Raw genomic sequence first — 19009 nt, 5'->3', positions numbered from 1 at the left:
GTAGTTATTTTGACAACACTTCTACTCACGGGATTAAGTGGTGATTTTCGAAATAAATAATTATTCAATTGATGTCTGGCTGCAATTTACCGTTAATCTGATAAATTCATAGTTAACCCTGTTTCTTAAGGAGAAGGACTGTTTTTTTAGTAATATTGATAGACCTATTTAGTGAATATTGACCTCAAAATTCGAACTTGTTTAGTGATACCACCAATTATGAAAATGAATAGCCTGCATAATGCAATTTCCCTTCGTTTCACAATTAGAGACTATAAATCGCTATGGCTGAGTGCAATTTTCTTGCTTTTTGGAGCGGTTGCGCAGGGGCAAATTATCTCTATTGAGGCTGTTGACCTTATTGCTTCAGAAGAAGGACCAATACATGGACAATTTAGAATATATTCTTCTGGCACATTAGGGGGCGATGTCATTGTTTCCTTTAGTGTTGATGGGACAGCTACCGAAGGAGTGGATTATGATCCATTGCCTCCTTCAAGATCGGTTAACCTTACTGGAGGAATAGATACAGAGGTATTCGTAAATATAAACGTTAGACAGGATTTTCTGGTAGAAGGTGACGAAACGATAATTCTTGAACTAACCAATACTACAGATGGCACAATAAATCCTGCTCAAAATATCGCAACAATAATCATCCAAGACAATGACCCTTCGGTGGCCTTTTCAACGGCCAATGCCTCAGGTTTAGAGGATTCTGGAGATGGTAATCTGCCTACTTTAATCGTAAACGGTACAATCGCATCTCCAACCACGGTTACTGTTACTGCAACTGGTTCGGCGACTATAGGGGAAGACTATACTTTCCCAAGTCCACAAGTAGTGAATATCCCCGCAGGTGTCTATGATGGTACACTAGCTACAGGGATTGAAGTGCCAAATCTAACAATATTAAACGATACAGATGTTGAGCTAGATGAAACAATAATACTAAACATCACTGTTAGCTCCGGAGATCCTATTTTTATTACGGAGCCTAGTACTACTACCTATACCATTCTAAATGATGATAGTGAGATTTCGCTGGATGGCCCTATCTCACAGCCTGAGGGGAATACCAATCCCACGGCATTTAATTTTGGCCTTACGCGTACCGGGGATCTATCTGGTGCTGCCAGCGTAGACTATGCGGTAACGGTTGGCTCTGCCGATGCAGCCGATTTTGATGGGGGGACAGTTCCTATTTCTGGTACTGCGAATTTTTTAGATGGAGTGGGGACCGCTACCATTAGCATAACTGTAAATGGCGACCTTGATCTGGAGCCGAATGAAACCTTTACAGTAACAATTAGCAATCCTTTTCCTGCAACTATAAATCTAGGCACTACTGCGGCCATTGGAACTATTGAAAATGACGATAGTGGCATTTCGCTTGACGGTCCTATCACATTGGACGAGGGCGATGCAGCTGCTACTGCGTTTGTTTTTGGTGTTACCCGTACCGGAAATCTCACTGGTCTTGCTAGTGCCGATTTTGTGGTAACGGGGAGTGGAACTAGTCCGGCCGATACGGCGGATTTTGGTGGCGCCTTTCCTTCTAGTACTGTGAGTTTTGCAGATGGAGTTGATACCGCTACAATTACGATTAATGTTAGCGGTGATATTAATGCAGAACCCGACGAAACTTTTACTGTAACCCTATTAAATCCTGTTAATACGAGTATCGGAACAGCTACTGCGATCGGTACTATTACTAATGACGACAGCAATGTAATAACCATTGGGGACGATGTATCCCAAAACGAGGGTAGTTCGGGTCCTAATTCCTTTAACTTTATAGTCTCACGAACTGGAGATACAAGCTTAGCTGCTAGTGTTACGTATACTGTTGCAGGTACAGGTGGCCTAGGCGTTGCTGCCACTGCTAATGATTTTGTTGGAAACGCCTTTCCCACTGCTCAGGTAGATTTCCCAGCGAACTCGTCAACGGTCACAATTACCATAAATGTAAATGGCGATTCTACCGTAGAGCAAGACGAAACTTTCACGGTGACCCTTAGTAATCAAAGTACAGGCTATATTTTAGGCACGGCAACGGCACAGGGCACAATTCTTAACGATGACAACGAAATAATAACTATAGGGCCAGACGTGGTTGTCGAGGAAGGCAATTCCGGTACAACGGCTTTTGCATTTACCGTTACGCGTACAGGGAGTACCACCGCAGCTGTAACGGTAAATTATAGTGTGACTGCTGGTCCAACAAATCCAGCCAATGCATCTGATTTTTTTGGTAACACACTTCCAACTGATATAGCGTTGGTAATTCCTGTCGGGGAGACCTCCGCTAGCATTGTTGTCAGTGTTAACGGCGATACCCAGGTGGAACCCAATGAAACCTTTACAGTAACCCTCAGCACGCCCGGTTCGGGATATGGGCTTGGTACTAGAATTGTTGCACAGGGTACCATAACCAACGATGATGCTAATACCATATCTATAGGTGGTAACTTGGCGTTTAATGAAGGGAATCCAGGTGCTACGGCCTTTAATTTCACAGCAACACGTACTGGAGTTCCAACTTCCCCCGCAACTGTAAACTATACTGTTACACCAAGTGGTAGTAATGCCGCAAGTGGAAGCGATTTTGTTGGTGGGACTTTTCCTTCTGGTCAAGTTACCTTCCCTGCTGGTGCTGCAACCGTTCCAATTGTTATAAATGTCAATGGAGACCTTGCCGTGGAACCTAATGAAACCTTTACAGTTACCTTAAACACTCCCAGTTTTGGGTATGTCATTGGGAACCAAACGGCACAGGGTACCATTGTAAACGATGACAGCTACACAGCATCTATCACGGCTACAAGTCCAAATGCAACGGAAAATCCAGTTACATCAGGAGTTCTTGACGTACGACTGAATACACCGAATACTACAGGAAATGATATAGTAATAAACTATACCGATCAAGGTGGGACGGCCACATCAGGCTCCGATTATATTCCACTTTCCGGAACTGTGTCTATATCCCCCAACCAAATAAGCAGTACTATAACCGTCACACCAATCAATGATACCGAGGTGGAGGCCAATATTGAAACCGTGTTTGTCGCTCTAGATCCAGGAAGTGGTTATAGTATTGGAGCACCTAACCGGGCCATAGTAAATATTGCAAGTGATGATACCGCTGGGGTTTCCATTAACAACATAACAATTAGTGAAGGTGGTGGGAATGCAATCTTTACAGTCACTTTAAATGGAGCTGTTTTAGGGGGGACTATTGTAAGCTATACCACTGTCAATAATACAGCTATAGCAGGTATCGATTATAGAAGCACCTCATTTCCTCCACTTGCGTTCTTAGGGTTTGATGGGGAGGAGCGGCTCATAACTGTGGAAATAATTGATGATAATGTCGCTGAGGGCACGGAAACTTTTTTTGTGAATCTAACCAATGCCACCGGTTTTGCACAAATTGACAAGGGAGTAGGAATCGGTACTATAACAGACAACGATAACTGTATAGAGGCACCATTGATGAATGTTGATACTTCCACTGTATTTTGTGAGGACTTCAGTCAGGATCTAAATGCCTATAACAGTAGCGATATCCCCTTAGGTTTTGCTTTAATTTGGAGTAGTAGTGATGATTTCGCTAATTTAAACGCCAGATTAGCCAGTAGCATTGTAAGTATTTCTGCTACCTTCTATGGCTATCTTTATAATTCTGGGACTGGTTGTGTGAGTCCGCCATTAGAGGTCACCTTGGTACAGAACAGCCCTCCTGAAATACTGGAGACCACGGGAGCATCTATTTGTGGCTCGGGACAGGCAACCCTTACCGCATCGGCGTCGGATGACGGCAGCTTATTTTGGTATTCGTCTAATATAGCTACAACTCCCCTTGGGCAGGGCAGTAGTTTTACGACCCCAAATAATACAGCTACAACAGTCTATTATGTAGAAGCTACCGCTAACGGCTGTGTTACAGGTAGGGTTGCAGTTACTGTTACCGTTGAAGCTCCTTTAGTTGTCGGTACTACCGAAAATACCTTTGCCTGTAGTATTGCAGGCGAAGGCCCTACAACCATAGACTTGGATAATACAAGGATAAATGGACTAGCTACTGGGGTATGGAGCGTTGTAGGTACTCCTCCGGGTACGGTGAGTATAGCGGCAGATAATAATGTGAATTTTGAAGGCGTTGCTGACGGGGATTATGTGTTTAGGTTTACTACCAACTCCGCCGTTGCCCCTTGTGTGAATATAAGTGTAGACGTTACCATCTCGGTAAGCAACTGCTTGGTAGATACTGATGGGGATGGTCTGTTTGATAGGGATGAGTTAGTACTAGGACTAGATCCAAATAATCCCGATACGGACGGGGACGGAATAAGCGATGGTGTAGAAGTAGGTCCGGATATTACGAATCCAATAGACACGGATGGGGATGGAATAATAGATGCCCTGGAATCCAATATTTTGGATGCCGATAATGATGGGGTAGTGGATCAATTAGATCCCGCTAATGACAATCCCTGTGTTCCCAATATTTCCGATACCTGCCTAGTTGATCTAGAAATTGTAAAAACAGTGGATAAAGAGACCCAATTGGTAGGTCAGAATATAACCTTTACCATTACTCTGACAAACCTAAGCTCCATTATGGTGACCAATGTGAGGGTAAACGAGCTTATAAATCCTGGATTAGGATTTGTATACGTGAGTAGCAGCGTTACCAAGGGTAACTATGATGAAGTTGCCGGAGTGTGGCAATTGGACGAAATAATGGGCGATGAGGTGAATACGCTTACCATTGTAGCTACTGTGCCACAGCAAGGCAGTTTTCAGAATATTGCTTCCATGGTAGACAGCTTTCCCGAAGACGGAAATACCACTAATAACACCGCTACGGTGACCGTAACGGTAGTAGCACGGTCTACAAACGAATGTGGATTTATTTTTAATATGATTTCGCCCAATGGAGACGGTGATAATGATATGTTAGTTATAAACTGTATCGAGCAATACCCTAATAATACCCTTCAGGTCTATGATCGTTATGGAAATGAGGTCTTTGCCCAAAGTGGCTACGATAATTCTTGGAGGGGGACAGGTAAAAATGGTGATTTACCAAAAGGAACTTATTTTTATATACTTAATCTTGGAGATGGGACGGCCATTAAAAAGGGTTGGCTCCAAATCATTAGATGATAAAACCTATGCACTACAGAGTTAATAGTATACGATATTGGAAAGCCTGGTGTTCTGGGCTTTTGTTGTTGGCTACCCTGATGGGTTATGGGCAGAAGGAACCCCAATACACCCAATATATGTATAATATTGGAAGTTTTAATCCCGCCTATGTTGGTTCGGTAGAAACACCGGATATTACTGGACTGTATAGGGTGCAATGGTCTGGAATTCCCGGTGCGCCTAGAACCCTAAGGTTTGGTGCAAATGTTCCCCTTGCGAATGAAAAGCACGGGTTGGGACTTAATGTTGTTAGCGACCAATTGGGGCCTACTTCCCAAACCTATATAGATTTCGCCTATTCGTTTCAAGTGAAATTATCGGATGAGACCAAGTTGTCTTTTGGAATAGACGCAGGAGGATCGCTCCTAGATGTGGATTATTCCAAAGGTGATTTTGAAAACCCTAATGAACCCTTATTAAATGGACAGGATACTTTTAATAAATTTTACCCAACCATTGGAGCCGGGATGTTCATGTATCAGCAAAATTGGTATTTCGGTCTGTCCGTACCCAATTTTCTGACCAACGGTATTTATGCAGATGAGGTGGCCAATATTGTGGAAGATAAGGTCCAGTTTAATTTTATTGGAGGGTATATATTTGAATTGTCGGAGGGTTTAAAATTTAAACCTGCATTTTTGGTCAATTACCTAAATGGTGCCCCCCTAAATGTAAACCTATCCACCAATTTTTTAATTAATGATATAGTTACCTTGGGAGCATCCTATAGATGGGAAAATGCTGTTAGTGGATTAGCGGGATTACAAATATCTAGCGGTTTGTTTTTGGGATATTCCTATGATTATAATACCAATGGATTAGGAGACTATAGTCAAGGTTCACACGAGGTAATCTTAAAATTTTATTTAGGGAAAGGTGGATCTAAAGATTTGAAAGACAAGAAGCGCGAATCAAATGGGAAACCTAAGCAGATTGATAGTCCCAGGTTTTTCTAATATTATATATAAATCATCATGAGATTCTGGAGTATATTCCTATTTTTATTAATTTTTCCTTACACAAGTTTTGCACAGCAAAAGAGGTCCAAGGGAGATATTTCATTTTTTGAATACTCTTATCGAAAAGCCATAAAGGAATATCAGAAAGAGTTGGAAAAAGGATCACTTACTAGCGACCAGTACCTAAATCTTGCGGATTCTTATCTTAAAGTAGGTAACTTTAAAAATGCCTCTAAAATTTATGTGGATATTTTTAAGAAAGACACTATAATGACTGCGCATCATTTTAATATGTTGCTGCAGTCCATTGCTAGGACTTCTGGTATGGAAGAGGTAAAAGCATTTCTGGGTGAAAATAAGCAGAAATTTTCACGGGAATTATTGGAAAATACCGAATTTAACTATGAGCTCCTTCAACTCAAAAATGAGCTGGCATTGACCTATGAGATTTTTAATGTCAGTAGCAATAGTCCTCAGGCCGATTTTTCACCTGCCTTTTTTAAAGACAAGGTTTTGTTTTCTAGTGCTCGGCCAGGGGGATCTAAGAAGGTCTATAGTCCATCGGGCGAGTCCTATTTAAATATTTACGAAGCTGAAGTTGATTCTAATGGGGACATGAAAGCACCAAGAGAATTTGGTGGCCTAAAGACCTCAAAATTTCATAAGTCCACCCCTTTCTATAGCGAGGAGTTGAAAAGTTTATTTTATAGTCTTTCTAATGCAGTTGGGTCAGAGTTGCTTTTTAGCGCTAATGGGAAAAATTCTATGTCTATTGCTATGAGTAGTGGTTCGGATGCCTATAAGTATATTCTTCGTGATTTGGATACTTCCTTTTATTACCCTTTTTATGAAGCTGCGACAGGGCGTCTCTTTTTTGCGGCAAATTTTGAAGATAGTTATGGGGGGACCGACCTTTATTTTGTGTACACCAACGATGGAATTATAATGTCCTCCCCCGTTAATTTAGGACCTCGGATTAATACCCCGGGGAATGAAATTGCACCGTTTATTTTCGAAAACACTCTCTATTTTGCGTCTGATGTTTTCTATGGCTTAGGTGGGATGGATATCTATAAATCCAATTTACAAGACTACAATAATTTCAGTATTCCCGTAAATCTAGGGACAGATATAAATTCTAAAGAAGACGATTTTGGTTTGATTATTAAAAATAATGACACCAATGGGCTCTTGGGTTATTTTGCTTCAAATCGGTACGGGGGAAAGGGAAATGATGATGTTTACGGATTTAAAGTGGATGAAAAACCTGGTCTTAAGACCTTGGCTTTTAAGGGAAAGGTTCAAAAACCAAATGATGGAATAGGAATTGGCGGAGCGGTGGTTACCCTATCCGATGATGAAGGGACCGTTCTTAAAGAGGTAACGACAGATGGGTATGGAAATTATCAGTTGGAAATTCCTTGGCGCCACAAAATTAGTTTGAAAGCTGAAAAAGAGCGTTACTCCACCTATTTGATGGATTTCAATTCAGAGGAACTTGATAAAATGAGTACTTCTAAATTTAACCTAGAATTGGTGCTTATAGACGATATCCTATCGGAGAGTGAAGCCCAGGTTGTGATTAAAATGAATAAGTTCTACTTTAACAAAGGGAGAGCGGAAATATCACCTGAGATAGCCATGGAGCTGGAAAAGGTAGTTGCCGCTATTAAAAGTTTTCCCAAATTACAATTAAGGATAGAATCCCATACGGATAGTAGGGGAGGAAGCAGCTACAACTTTACCCTTTCGCAAAAGCGATCGAATGCCATTGAAAATTATTTATTGGAACAAGGCGTGCCTAAAAGCAATATACTATACGCTGTTGGCTATGGGGAAGAAAAAATACTGAACAATTGTAAAAATGGGGTCTTCTGCCTAGAAATGTTGCATAATAAAAATGAAAGATCCCTTGTGGTGGTCCTAAATTATAACGTTTTATTCTAATATAAAGCACATTATAACGTATCACATAATCCACTTTAATTTGTCCGCCATTCTAGGTGTTACTGCAAAGAAAATTAGCCCCATTTTAAAATAAGGCCTTAAAACTTGTTAGGAAAACTACTACTTCAGCTTTATTTGTTCAATACGCATTTGTCGCAATCCTTTACTTTGCCGTAATAAGTTTCTCGGTACTTGTGGAGGGTATTGATGGGAATAATACCCAAAACAACTTTTTTAATGTAGGTTACTTTGGTATAAAGGATGCCCATCTTTTGGTTAAACCTTTTTTCTTGTTTAGTGTTTCTGGTAATTGTAATCAGTTTCATTTTAATTCACTTATCATTGAAGACAAAGATTATAGTTACAAGGCCCAATTACAAATTAAGAATGTTAATATTTAGTTAAAATATGATTATTTTAGTTGATAATCAGTTGTTTGTGAGTTTTAATTGTTCAGGGTAGTAGCTTGTTAAAGCAAATGAAAGTGGTAAAGCAGCGTCATATAGAAAGAATTAAAACAATACCATCCAGCAATAATAAATAGAAAATAAGGAAAGGAATACGATCCCCGTATAGGTCAATATTTGAAGATTTCTTTTAGGGCGATATATTTCTGGTATTTCATGGCTCATCACGTTTTTTAGATTCATATATCCTATTATAGGAGCTACAACAAAGGAAACAAAGGTGGCAATTGCGATAAGCAATCCCATATTTGCAGAAAAGATAGTGATTACCACAAAATTGATGATTGCCAAAAGTATAATGGCAATGGGGATTCCTATTTTCTTAATGCCTTCTACCTTAGGAAGTAACAGACCCAAGGTGTCCACACTAACCCTCGAAATAGCATCATGAGCGGTCATACAGGTGCTAAACATAGTGGCAAACGCAGAAATAGCAATAAGTGCATATGCCCAAGCTCCAATACTATTTGTGAATATTTGCACCAATTGGTCAGCAAAAATAACCGCATTTCCACTAAGTTCAGTTTGGGTTCCATACAGGGTATACCACCCTATTAAAAGGAAAAATACGGCAAGCAGCGCCGTGATAAAATATCCGAATTTAAATTCTGCTAAAGCTTCTTTTAAGCTTGGCTTCTTGCGGGATAATTTAAATTTTTCCACGGTCCATAAGCTAATCCAACTAGAGGCTTCTACCGTGGTGGGCATCCACCCCATTAAACCGATTAAGAAAAGGATGCCTAGCTCATTAAGAATTGGTGGCGCTATAAAATTTGGGGCGGTAGCTACTTTTCCATTCATTATTACCAATACGGTTGTGGCCAACAAAGCCACAAATAAAATTGTCACCACGTATTTCAGGGAAATTTCCAGAAACCGATAGCGTCCTAGAATAAGTAATATGGAGATAAGTATAAAGAGTCCTCCAGCAGCCATGCTTACAGAAATATGGGGTAATTGAAACAAGTTGATCAATAATCCGGCCGTTACCACATATAATGCCGCTAGGATGGTGAAAGTAGTTATAAAGGTAATAATGGCGTAAAAGATAAGATATGGCATCCCTCTATTTAAATACCCTTCAATAAGTGTTTTATCGGTAATATTGGTGTAGCGTACCCCAAATTCGAAAAACGGATATTTAAGAACATTGGCCAGAATAATTGGGATGATCATAATCCATCCATATTGCGCCCCTGCCTTGGTGGATAATACCAAATGGGAAGTGCCTATTGCCATACTTGCAAAAAGTAGGCCCGGACCTAGGTTTTTAATGAGCTTTTTTAAAGCGGACATGGTTGGTCTTTCAATAAGTAAATTTAAATAATTCTTATTAACCTATCACTAAGGAGTTTTGTAGAAAGTTAAATTAAAATTGCTGTTTTCGTATAATACCATCGGAATTGGTACTTATTTGGAAAAGAAGGTCCAGTATAGCTATAAACAATATCGATCCACAGTATTAAAGATTGGAATATGGATTCTAGTAGGGTGTAATTTTACCTTTTATTCTATCGTAATATGTTCGCCGTAAAATTTGGGTTGTATATTCAGGGCTATATCAATAAACACTTTTACCCTAGCGAAATACTCCCTTATTTTAATTTTTAGCCCATGTTTCAAGGAGGGGTTCTCCGCATTATATCCAATAGCCTTTAACCCCTTTTTTTCTGCCAGATAAATGGCTCGTTTGTTGTGAAACTTTTGGGATATTACAGTAACCTGGTCCAGACCAAAAATCACCTTAGCACGAACCATGGAGTCTAAGGTTCTAAATCCTGCAAAATCCAAGAAAATGCATTCTTCGGGAATTCCTCCTTTTACGAGATCCTTTTTAAAAACAATCGGTTCATTGTAATATGGCGTGCCATTATCGCCGCTCACTAGAACATAATCTATTTTCCCAGCTTTAAATAATGAAATCGTGGCAGTTATTCTGTTGGTGTAATAGGGGTTGGATTTTCCTCCTAACAATTTATTGGAGGTTCCAAGGACCAAGCCCACTTTATTCTTGGGTATTTGATCAATATCCCCATAGGTTTTCCCCATAGTCCCCAATTCTATGGTCATATTGCAAACAATTAAAACGAGAGAAAAGCTTATCAGAATAATAAGACAAGCATAGCCAATTTTCTTTTTCATTTCTCCTATAAATCATCTTTAAAGGTAATGATTATCTTTGGATAACTGGGCGTCCAAGTCAGGTGAGGCTAGTAAGACGTTTCTTGCTTTGCCGTATTTAACTTTACAAAAATAAACCTTGTAGAGGTAGTAATTTTCTTGTAAAATCTGTCTGTCAGTAAATTACAAAAATAAACCCCGACCATTTAAGTCAGGGTTTATTTAAATTATTTTCAGGGTATTGAGTGGTTTATTCTAAGTAAGTCCTAGTTGAAATTGGCTCCAATATTGCCCTGTGCTAGAATTATTTCAAGGTGGTCGGCATTTTGATGAATACTTATATGGGCATCCAATTTTAAAAGTTGTTCATAGGTAATGGCGGTACCATCGTCCATAGTTTTAATAACAGTACTGCTAGATTCACAATCACAATCGATATACTCTAAAGTAATTGCCACTGCTCCTGGGTTGGTTTTGTCACCTAAGTAAATAAAAGCAGGATGAATGTCTAAGGAAGCGCCATTGATTTCCAAGAGGACGGTTGTAGATCCGTTTTCATTTTTTGTAAATGTTACCTTTCCTGAAATATTGGAATTGGCAACGGCATTAAGAGGGAATACCTTAACGCTTGTGGTGGGGTCGGAAGAATCATTATCCTTGCTACACCCTGATAATACTAGCGCCATCGTTGAAAGTAATAGATAGATATATTTTTTCATATTCTCGGAGGATTAAATATTTATACCCAAAGGTTATGAAATATTAACGTTATTCTTGTTTTAAAACTTTAAACGGTTTATATATTCGATAAACTAATCTAAAATGCCTCAGAGTGGTCTAGATAGCGTAGCTAATTGACAGGTATACCCCTAAAGGATAAGTTTATATTCTAGAAAATAAAATAGCTCAATAGTAAGTATTCGCATTTGTATAGGTCCAATTATTATAGTTATCTAAGTATCTTAATATTAATTGAATGATATAGTTTATATAAACTTTTATTAAATTGGTATGACGCAAGTCATTTCGTGTTTCCAATGGTTTAGTTACCTTTAAAGAATAGGGGGGGTATGCAAGATAATTGAAATTACTGTTAACCATTTTAAACTGCCCAGGATGATCAAGGATATGAAAGAACAGCAGTGCCTTTTGTTATTGCAGAATAACTATTTGGGACATTTGGCTTATATAGGTCATAATTCTCCTTATATTCTTCCGATCACCTATTATTATGACCCAGAAAAACATTGTATAATAAGTATTTCCGGAGAAGGGCACAAAATAGAAAGCGTCCGGGAGCAACCTTTGGTCTCCTTGAATGTAAGCAATATTTTATCGCTCAATAATTGGCAGTCCGTCCTTATTCATGGAGAATATGAGGAGTTAAAGGGTATCGATGCAAAGTATCAGCTCCATCATTTTCTGCAGGGTGTAAAAAGAATATCTGAAATTAAAGAGAAATTAAACCTGCAATTTGTCGGTGATTTTTCCAGCAAGATCACGTCGGATGAAACCACTTTGGTCTTCCGAATTAAAATTGTGGATATAACTGGTAAGCAGAGGACACCCAGCTAGGAAAAGCTATGGGAGTAGTAGTGGGGTGAGACTAATTATTTCTGGTCTAATCCTATTTTATATTATGATCTTAAACTGAATCTTAAAATTGAACACATGGAATATTATTTTGACAAAACGCTATCCAATATAACTTTCGATCAAGCTGTGGAGAAAACCAAGGAAGCTTTAATGAAGGAAGGTTTTGGCGTACTCTCTGAAATTGATTTAAAAGCTACCTTAAAGAATAAAATTCAGGTAGATTTCTACAACTATAAAATTTTAGGGGCCTGTAATGCACCATTTGCCTATAAGGCGCTTCAGGCCGAGGATAAAATTGGGACTATGCTCCCATGTAATGTCATTGTACAGGAAAGGGAAGCCGGCTTTATTGAAATTTCGGCTGTTAATCCAACCGCATCAATGCAGGCGGTCATTAATTTAGATCTGATGGAGATCGCTGATGAGGTTTCGGAAAAATTGAAGAACGTGATCAAGAATATTAAATAAATAGGGGCTTTAGGTAATGTTAAGGGCTATTTCTATCATATTGCCAAAAGTAGATTCCCGTTCTATAGTAGTAGATTTTGCACCTGTCACCAATGAATCGGATATGGTAAGTATGGCCAACGCATTAACTTGATGCTTTGCGGCTAAGGTATACAGGCCTGCAGCCTCCATTTCCACACAAAGTACTCCAAATTTCGCCCACAGTTTGTACTCATCTTCATCGTCGTTATAGAAAATATCCGAAGAAAGTACATTTCCAGCCTTTATGGGTATTTTCATTTTTTTTGCATAATCCGCAGCTTTAAGTAATAAATTGAAATTGGCTGTTGGCGCGTAATAGGAATTCCTAAATATTTTATTATTGATGCCAGAGTTTGTAGATGCCGCCATGGCTAATACAATATCCCCTAATGCTAGATCTTTTTGTAGGGCGCCCGCTGTTCCTACCCTAATTAAATTTTTGGCACCGTAGTGGTTGACCAGTTCGTGATAATAGATCATTGCTGATGGGATGCCCATACCGCTACCCTGCACCGAAACAAGTTTCCCTTGATAAGTACCCGTGTACCCCAACATCCCCCTAATGTTATTGTAGCAGTAAGGGTTTTCCAAAAAAGTTTGGGCAATCCATTTTGCACGCAGCGGGTCTCCTGGTAATAGTACGGTATCCGCAATCTCTCCTTCTTTCGCTTGTATGTGTAAACTCATTATTTTTTCTTTGTTCTAGCAGCCAACATCAATGTTCCAGAGGAAGTCCCAATTCTGGAAGCGCCCAGTTCTATATATTTAAGCGCTGTGGCCCTATCTTTTATTCCTCCAGAGGCTTTTATCTGTAACGAATCCCCAACCGTTTGTTTTAATAATAGAACGTCTTTAAAAGTTGCCCCTGCAGGACCAAAACCGGTAGAGGTCTTAACAAGGTCGGCATTAGCCTCCATTGCCAATCTGCAGGCTATTTGCTTCTCCTCATCCGTTAAATAGCAGGTTTCCAAGATTACCTTTAACACCTTAGTCCCTATCCCAGATTTTACTTGGGCAATATCTTCCTTCACCTGTATCAATTTACCCGATTTTAGCCAGCCGATATTGAGTACCATATCTATCTCATCGGCGCCTTGGTCACTATAATCCTCTGCCTCCATGACTTTGGACTTTGTAGTCATGGCGCCTAACGGAAATCCTACTACAGCAGCTATTTTAATAGGAGAGCCTTTTAACCTTGACTTCACTAATGGTATATGGGCGCCGTTTATACAAACGGCATAGAAATTAAACTTTAGTGCTTCATCGCATAGCTCAAGGATATCTTTCTCGGTAGCTGAAGCCTTTAAAAGGGTGTGATCTATATATTTTTGAAGCTGCATGTAGTCTTTTGCTTGTGGCTTTTTTGATGTATTAGATTCAAAGCTAGGTATTCCGTTGTACTATTTATATGATAACCATCAGCTGTGTAAAAGTATTTTAAGACTGACCAAAATCATGTTTTTTGACATGGTAATTACCTACTTTGTTGTGAAGGAATGAATGTTATACTCCCAATCCCCTACGGCAATGATCTTGTGGACAATTCAGTGGTAAGTTGATTTGGTTTTTGGAGCTTACATCCATTTTTATCCCACTTAAAGATTGGGAGTTTAACTACTAATAAAAAAAGCGATGAAGATAATTCTTTTGCCCACCGATTTTTCAGATAGTGCTTGGAATGCTATGTTCACTGCATTGAAGCTATATGCCGATCTGGCTTGCCATTTTATTATTTTAAACTCCTATGAGCCAGATTTCGCTAATATTCTGGGGGACAAGGGAAAACAACGATTAGGGGTGATTTATGACTCCATGGGAAAACAATCGCAATTGGAATTGGATAAAATCCTTGAGTATTTAGGACAGCATCACAAGAATCAAAATCATACTTTCGAAAAGGTTTCTATTGCAGCTAATCTTTTAACCGCCATTAAAGAAACAATGGTTGCTAAACATATTGATTGTATAGTGATGGGTACCACGGGAGCAACTGGGGCAAAGGAAGTATTTATGGGTAGCAATACAGTAAAGGTATTAAATGCAATTAGAAATAGGCCCCTAATAGTGGTTCCTATTGAGTATAATTTCCAAAGTCTAAAGCGACTTGTTTTTCCAACTAATTTTCTCAAGTACTTTGAAGCTTCAGAACTAAATCCCATGTTGGAATTGGCGAAAATGTGGGAGGCAGAAACTTTTATTTTTCAGGTTGGAACGGACTTTTTACTAAGCGATTTCCAGCTGTCAAACCAATCAGTGTTGAAAAAATATTTTGGTTCACTTTCCCATAGTTTTTTTACGGTTAAATGGAAGGTTAACGTGGCTAAAACCATAACTGGTTTTGCAATGGAGAACAATGCTGATATGATTTCCTTGATCCATTATGGCCATAGCTTTTTTGAAAAACTAACCCGGGAGGCGGTAGTGAAAAAAATGGGCTTTCATACCTCTATTCCTCTTTTGGTATTATCAGAACGATAATCATATGAAGACCATAATGAAAGCTGATTTGGTGGTTCGACTTTAACTTTTAGGGAGTGATTTGGGTCTAAAAAGGGAAAAATTGTAATTGTTGTCAGGGGTATTTTTATTAGACAGGAAGAGGATATCTCTTATGCTAAGGTGCCATGGTCCTTATCCATTCCACTATGAAGTAGGGGAATGCGGTTAGGAAAGGAATAGGACATTATGGGGAGTCCTGCTTCCAATAATTTTTTTTCTACCATTGCCAAGACCATGCGACTATTGTAGTTAAAAAGGAGGAGCCCCTTTTCCAAATCAAGGTCCAATACCTGAATATCAAAAATAGGATTCAAGGCGGTAAGGATAACCTCATTTTCCTTTGGTGTTAGGGGACTTTTTAAATGTGCCATTGCTTTCATAAGGTTGTATCTGGTATGAAGTTAAGCTAAAATTATCAAATAATTTACGATTGGGTGTACGTGATTTTAACCTTAGGGTACCACTAATAATTTTTGGTCTCCTATAGATTATTGATATTTAATTCTAGGGAGGTTGTTCTAAACAGTATTCAGTAGTCCTGACAACTTATAGCTTTGATAATGAAAAGTGCTATGACCAAAGTCATTGTTCCCTTAACTATAATCGAATATTTTTAAAGTATTAAAATTTTCATTATGATGAATACTGTATTTTATGCTACTGATAGATCGGAGAGAGAGGTTCCGGTATTAAAATTCGCTTATAATCTTAGTAGGGAGATGGGAGCCAAACTCATTGTTTTATATGTGCATAAAATGGAGCCTCTAAGGGTTTCGGTCAGCCGTCCGTTAGAACAGATAGCGTATCATGTGATCCAAGAACAAAAGGAGATCCTTAAAGCTTATTGTGAAAAACATATCGGTTCAGGTTTAGACCCTGCAAACATTGTATTGGAAGTGGTTCAGAGAGACTCCATTACCAATGCAATATTAGAGGCATCCAAAGAATTTAAATCAGATTTAATTTTAATAGGTAGAAAGGACAAGCATTCAGAACGTGGTTTATTAGTAGGTGATATAGGAAAGGAGCTTCAAGATAAAGTAAGCTGTCCGCTGTTGATCATTCCCAACACTAAGTTTTCAAAAGCGATTGATACTATTCTGTATGCCACTGATTTTGAGGAAGCAGATATCTTGGCCATTAAAACATTGGTACCCATGGCCAAATTGCTAAAATCGAAAATAGAAATCATTCATATTTCTACGGAAAAGGAATACGCTGGAAAAGAACAAATGGAGTGGTTTAAAGAAATGTTGGAACAGCAGGTAGATTATGAAAATATAGGCTTTCAACTTATTTTCTCTGATGCTATTGAAGAAAAACTCAAGACGTTTTCCGATGAGATCGGAGCAGATATACTGGTCTTATTGGAAAGGAAGGAAAAAGGATTCTTTCAGAAAATATTTCATAAAAGCTTGGTAAAAAAAATGGAATCACATATCTCCATTCCGTTGATGAGTTTTAATGAGGTTAACCTTTAAACGGGTACGCAAAATACAACTTGCTAAGATTAGAAAGGACACTTAAATCTATGGATGGAAAGGGGGGCAGGTGTGTTGGTGATCCATTGTGGCTTATGCAACAGACGTACCTGCGGTCGGTCGGGTTTTGGGAATCCATCTAACGTGGTATTGAAAGACCCTAGGATAGCGTGATTTTCAACTTGTTCAGGAGAATCAGTTCAGATTTGTTTTTATGGGCATAGGAGGAGGCAATGTCGTCTGCTGTTTTCCAAATGAGTTTTTTTATTTGCGGACTAAAAAAATTGGGATGCTCCTCGTAAAAATCCATAAATTCCGTAAAATATTCATCGCCTTCTTTTTCTTGATCCTGCAGCCAGTCAAAAACAATTTCTATTTGGAATGCGGCATCGGTGCCAAACTCGTCCTTACTATCGTCTATAGCGAGCCAATATCTTTTCACATCCTTTCTTAAGGAATCAATTTCGTTCGGCATGATTTTCTTATCGGCCATGGCTATGGCATAAAAGAGTTTGCCCAAACATTGATAAAATTCCTTGATCTGTTGTTTTGTTGGTGACATAGATTGTGGTTTAGGAACGTTCATGTCTTCCAAAGAAAGCTTATTAAAAAATTTCCGCTATGTTGCTATTCCTTGGTAATTCTGGTGTGTAAATGGTCTGCCTAAGCTCCACATACAACTTTTTTTATGATCGCCTTGATTCAGTATTAAAAATAGCAATGATTATTTTATTCAGATTTAAAGTCGCTATTTATCTCCGTGGTGGTACTTTATTTGCAATTAAAAGTACAAAATGATTTTAAGAGTTACTACAATTAGGGAAGGAATCACACTTTTAGGCGGTTTTAAAGAATCTGTTGTGGACTTAAGGAAATACGAGTTCGGGTGTAGTTTCACTTTGCTACAGCTAAAGGGACTAGGACGAAATCTATAAAACTTCGTAAATTAATGTAACTTTATCATATGCGTGCATTTGAGAAAAGCAAGAATGTTTTAAAACTGTTGTCCGAGGCCGTATCCGAAGGGATTTTGTTGGTGAGTGAACAACAGATCATTATTGGGACCAACACCCGTACCAATGAAATGTTCGGTTATGGGGAGGGGGAATTAAAGGGGCAACCTTTACATCTGTTAATTCCTGAAAGTTTTCACAATGCACACGATAAATACGTGGAAGATTTTCATAAAAAACAAGGGCAAAGGAGAATGGCCCATGGGAGAACGCTTTTTGGAAAACGCATGAACGGTGAGGAATTCCCAATAGAGGTAGGCCTCAATCCGTTTTCGTTGTTGGGGAAAACGTATGTTATGGCCTTAGTCATAGATGTCTCGGAAAAAAAAGAACAGGAACGGCAGATAAGGGAACTAAATTCGCGATTGGAAGAAAAGATCGAGGCCCGTACCAAGGAATTGGAGAAAACCGTGGTTAAACTTACCAGGGAGATAAAGTTGCGGGAGAATGCGGAGTCAAAAATAAAGAGTGCACTGCATAGGGAACGGGAATTAAATGATCTTAAAACCGAATTTCTCTCTTTGGTTTCCCACGAGTTTAAGACTCCGTTGAGTGGGATACTGACATCGGCTACACTAGTAGGGAAATACAGTAGGGATGATCAGCAAGATAAACGGGAGAAACACTTAAATACAATTATTAGTGGTGTACATCATCTAAATGGTATACTAAACGATTTTTTATCTGTGGAGAGATTGGAGAAAGGGAAAGAAGTGTACAGGTATACCGATTTTTCACTAAGCAAAGTAGTGAACGAGGTAGTTTATAATGCCAATATGCTATTAAAGGACGGACAGAAAATAATTTATCCTGAAAACATTGATGAGATCGATATAAATCAGGATGAACGAATAGTTTCCTTAGTCTTGACCAATCTTTTGCACAACGCTATAAAATATTCCCCAGAGGAGACTGATATAGATATTAAAGTGGAATTGCTTCCAAGTAAAATTGTATTCCATATAATTGATCTAGGGATAGGGATTCCCGAAAAGAATCAGAAGCATATTTTTGAAAGGTATTATAGAGCAGAAAATGCACGACTTATTCAAGGGACTGGCATAGGATTGAATATTGTAAAAGTTCATGTGGAGAACATTGGTGGGGCAATTTACTTTAAAAGCAAATCAGGTAAAGGAAGTGTGTTTTCGGTAGAATTCCCCCTAGAACATAATGCAGGGTAGTTAACCAATACGCATGATATGTGATAAAGGGCG

Annotated in this window: 16 protein-coding genes; 8 read left to right on the top strand and 8 right to left on the bottom strand. The window is 38.8% G+C overall.

Annotated features, from left to right (window positions below; all coding sequences use genetic code 11):
- Positions 1–219 precede the first annotated feature (219 nt).
- The 3 genes from KCTC52924_RS02945 to KCTC52924_RS02935 are packed head-to-tail and all read left to right on the top strand — an operon-like array spanning position 220 to position 8123.
- On the top strand, positions 220–5175 hold the full coding sequence (locus KCTC52924_RS02945; protein ID WP_251808918.1) for a Calx-beta domain-containing protein: 4956 nt from the start codon (positions 220–222) through the stop codon (positions 5173–5175).
- A gap of 8 nt (positions 5176–5183) precedes the next feature.
- Positions 5184–6173 carry a type IX secretion system membrane protein PorP/SprF gene (locus KCTC52924_RS02940; RefSeq protein ID WP_285903411.1) on the top strand — a complete coding sequence of 330 codons (990 nt, stop codon included), beginning with the start codon at positions 5184–5186 and terminating at the stop codon, positions 6171–6173.
- Between the two features lie 18 nt (positions 6174–6191).
- A complete protein-coding gene (locus tag KCTC52924_RS02935) occupies positions 6192–8123 on the top strand; it encodes an OmpA family protein (protein WP_251808919.1) in 1932 nt (643 codons plus the stop codon).
- A 131-nt stretch (positions 8124–8254) separates the two neighbouring features.
- Here the strand turns inward: KCTC52924_RS02935 and KCTC52924_RS02930 are convergent, their stop codons facing one another.
- From KCTC52924_RS02930 to KCTC52924_RS02915, 4 genes are all read right to left on the bottom strand, one after another.
- Positions 8255–8449: a hypothetical protein gene (locus KCTC52924_RS02930; RefSeq protein ID WP_251808920.1), complete on the bottom strand. Its 195-nt coding sequence runs from the start codon at positions 8447–8449 to the stop codon at positions 8255–8257.
- 186 nt (positions 8450–8635) lie between these two features.
- A complete protein-coding gene (locus tag KCTC52924_RS02925) occupies positions 8636–9886 on the bottom strand; it encodes an NRAMP family divalent metal transporter (protein ID WP_251808921.1) in 1251 nt (416 codons plus the stop codon).
- Positions 9887–10096: 210 nt separating this feature from the next.
- Positions 10097–10660: a vancomycin high temperature exclusion protein gene (locus KCTC52924_RS02920; RefSeq protein WP_251808922.1), complete on the bottom strand. Its 564-nt coding sequence runs from the start codon at positions 10658–10660 to the stop codon at positions 10097–10099.
- A 317-nt stretch (positions 10661–10977) separates the two neighbouring features.
- Positions 10978–11430 carry a hypothetical protein gene (locus KCTC52924_RS02915; protein ID WP_251808923.1) on the bottom strand — a complete coding sequence of 151 codons (453 nt, stop codon included), beginning with the start codon at positions 11428–11430 and terminating at the stop codon, positions 10978–10980.
- 397 nt (positions 11431–11827) lie between these two features.
- On the opposite strand from KCTC52924_RS02915, the gene KCTC52924_RS02910 reads away from it, so the two are divergent.
- Together KCTC52924_RS02910 and KCTC52924_RS02905 are read left to right on the top strand one after the other, a co-directional pair.
- On the top strand, positions 11828–12286 hold the full coding sequence (locus KCTC52924_RS02910) for a pyridoxamine 5'-phosphate oxidase family protein (protein WP_251808924.1): 459 nt from the start codon (positions 11828–11830) through the stop codon (positions 12284–12286).
- Between the two features lie 96 nt (positions 12287–12382).
- The gene (locus KCTC52924_RS02905) at positions 12383–12775 is read left to right on the top strand and encodes a DUF302 domain-containing protein (RefSeq protein WP_251808925.1); all 393 of its coding nucleotides are present in this window, start codon (positions 12383–12385) and stop codon (positions 12773–12775) included.
- A 9-nt stretch (positions 12776–12784) separates the two neighbouring features.
- Here the strand turns inward: KCTC52924_RS02905 and deoD are convergent, their stop codons facing one another.
- Positions 12785–13483, bottom strand: a complete 699-nt coding sequence (gene deoD / locus KCTC52924_RS02900; RefSeq protein WP_251808926.1) for a purine-nucleoside phosphorylase — start codon at positions 13481–13483, stop codon at positions 12785–12787.
- Positions 13483–14139: a deoxyribose-phosphate aldolase gene (gene deoC, locus KCTC52924_RS02895; RefSeq protein WP_251808927.1), complete on the bottom strand. Its 657-nt coding sequence runs from the start codon at positions 14137–14139 to the stop codon at positions 13483–13485. The genes deoD and deoC overlap by 1 nt, the downstream gene beginning before the upstream one ends.
- A gap of 292 nt (positions 14140–14431) precedes the next feature.
- Here deoC and KCTC52924_RS02890 point away from each other — a divergent pair, with 292 nt between their 5' ends.
- On the top strand, positions 14432–15277 hold the full coding sequence (locus KCTC52924_RS02890) for a universal stress protein (protein ID WP_251808928.1): 846 nt from the start codon (positions 14432–14434) through the stop codon (positions 15275–15277).
- Positions 15278–15408: 131 nt separating this feature from the next.
- Here KCTC52924_RS02890 and KCTC52924_RS02885 read toward each other — a convergent pair whose 3' ends face one another.
- A complete protein-coding gene (locus KCTC52924_RS02885) occupies positions 15409–15678 on the bottom strand; it encodes a hypothetical protein (RefSeq protein ID WP_251808929.1) in 270 nt (89 codons plus the stop codon).
- Between the two features lie 255 nt (positions 15679–15933).
- Here KCTC52924_RS02885 and KCTC52924_RS02880 point away from each other — a divergent pair, with 255 nt between their 5' ends.
- Positions 15934–16779 (top strand): universal stress protein, encoded by an 846-nt coding sequence (locus tag KCTC52924_RS02880; RefSeq protein WP_251808930.1) that lies wholly within the window; start codon positions 15934–15936, stop codon positions 16777–16779.
- A gap of 160 nt (positions 16780–16939) precedes the next feature.
- On the opposite strand, the gene KCTC52924_RS02875 is transcribed toward KCTC52924_RS02880, so the two are convergent.
- The gene (locus KCTC52924_RS02875; RefSeq protein WP_251808931.1) at positions 16940–17341 is read right to left on the bottom strand and encodes a hypothetical protein; all 402 of its coding nucleotides are present in this window, start codon (positions 17339–17341) and stop codon (positions 16940–16942) included.
- A 402-nt stretch (positions 17342–17743) separates the two neighbouring features.
- Here KCTC52924_RS02875 and KCTC52924_RS02870 point away from each other — a divergent pair, with 402 nt between their 5' ends.
- The gene (locus KCTC52924_RS02870; protein WP_251808932.1) at positions 17744–18976 is read left to right on the top strand and encodes a PAS domain-containing sensor histidine kinase; all 1233 of its coding nucleotides are present in this window, start codon (positions 17744–17746) and stop codon (positions 18974–18976) included.
- Positions 18977–19009 lie beyond the last annotated feature (33 nt).

The sequence above is a fragment of the Arenibacter antarcticus genome, from assembly GCF_041320605.1.
Classification (GTDB): Bacteria; Bacteroidota; Bacteroidia; order Flavobacteriales; family Flavobacteriaceae; genus Arenibacter; species Arenibacter antarcticus.
The sequence above is the reverse complement of the archived record's forward strand: the minus strand, read 5'-3'. Positions and strand labels throughout refer to the sequence as shown.

Bases quoted from the DNA above. Each gene is read 5' to 3' on its own strand.
- KCTC52924_RS02945 (WP_251808918.1), top strand. From the start codon at position 220: ATGAAAATGAATAGCCTGCATAATGCAATTTCCCTTCGTTTCACAATT.
- KCTC52924_RS02940 (WP_285903411.1), top strand. From the start codon at position 5,184: ATGCACTACAGAGTTAATAGTATACGATATTGGAAAGCCTGGTGTTCT.
- KCTC52924_RS02935 (WP_251808919.1), top strand. From the start codon at position 6,192: ATGAGATTCTGGAGTATATTCCTATTTTTATTAATTTTTCCTTACACA.
- KCTC52924_RS02930 (WP_251808920.1), bottom strand. From the start codon at position 8,449: ATGAAACTGATTACAATTACCAGAAACACTAAACAAGAAAAAAGGTTT.
- KCTC52924_RS02925 (WP_251808921.1), bottom strand. From the start codon at position 9,886: ATGTCCGCTTTAAAAAAGCTCATTAAAAACCTAGGTCCGGGCCTACTT.
- KCTC52924_RS02920 (WP_251808922.1), bottom strand. From the start codon at position 10,660: ATGACCATAGAATTGGGGACTATGGGGAAAACCTATGGGGATATTGAT.
- KCTC52924_RS02915 (WP_251808923.1), bottom strand. From the start codon at position 11,430: ATGAAAAAATATATCTATCTATTACTTTCAACGATGGCGCTAGTATTA.
- KCTC52924_RS02910 (WP_251808924.1), top strand. From the start codon at position 11,828: ATGATCAAGGATATGAAAGAACAGCAGTGCCTTTTGTTATTGCAGAAT.
- KCTC52924_RS02905 (WP_251808925.1), top strand. From the start codon at position 12,383: ATGGAATATTATTTTGACAAAACGCTATCCAATATAACTTTCGATCAA.
- deoD (WP_251808926.1), bottom strand. From the start codon at position 13,483: ATGAGTTTACACATACAAGCGAAAGAAGGAGAGATTGCGGATACCGTA.
- deoC (WP_251808927.1), bottom strand. From the start codon at position 14,139: ATGCAGCTTCAAAAATATATAGATCACACCCTTTTAAAGGCTTCAGCT.
- KCTC52924_RS02890 (WP_251808928.1), top strand. From the start codon at position 14,432: ATGAAGATAATTCTTTTGCCCACCGATTTTTCAGATAGTGCTTGGAAT.
- KCTC52924_RS02885 (WP_251808929.1), bottom strand. From the start codon at position 15,678: ATGAAAGCAATGGCACATTTAAAAAGTCCCCTAACACCAAAGGAAAAT.
- KCTC52924_RS02880 (WP_251808930.1), top strand. From the start codon at position 15,934: ATGATGAATACTGTATTTTATGCTACTGATAGATCGGAGAGAGAGGTT.
- KCTC52924_RS02875 (WP_251808931.1), bottom strand. From the start codon at position 17,341: ATGTCACCAACAAAACAACAGATCAAGGAATTTTATCAATGTTTGGGC.
- KCTC52924_RS02870 (WP_251808932.1), top strand. From the start codon at position 17,744: ATGCGTGCATTTGAGAAAAGCAAGAATGTTTTAAAACTGTTGTCCGAG.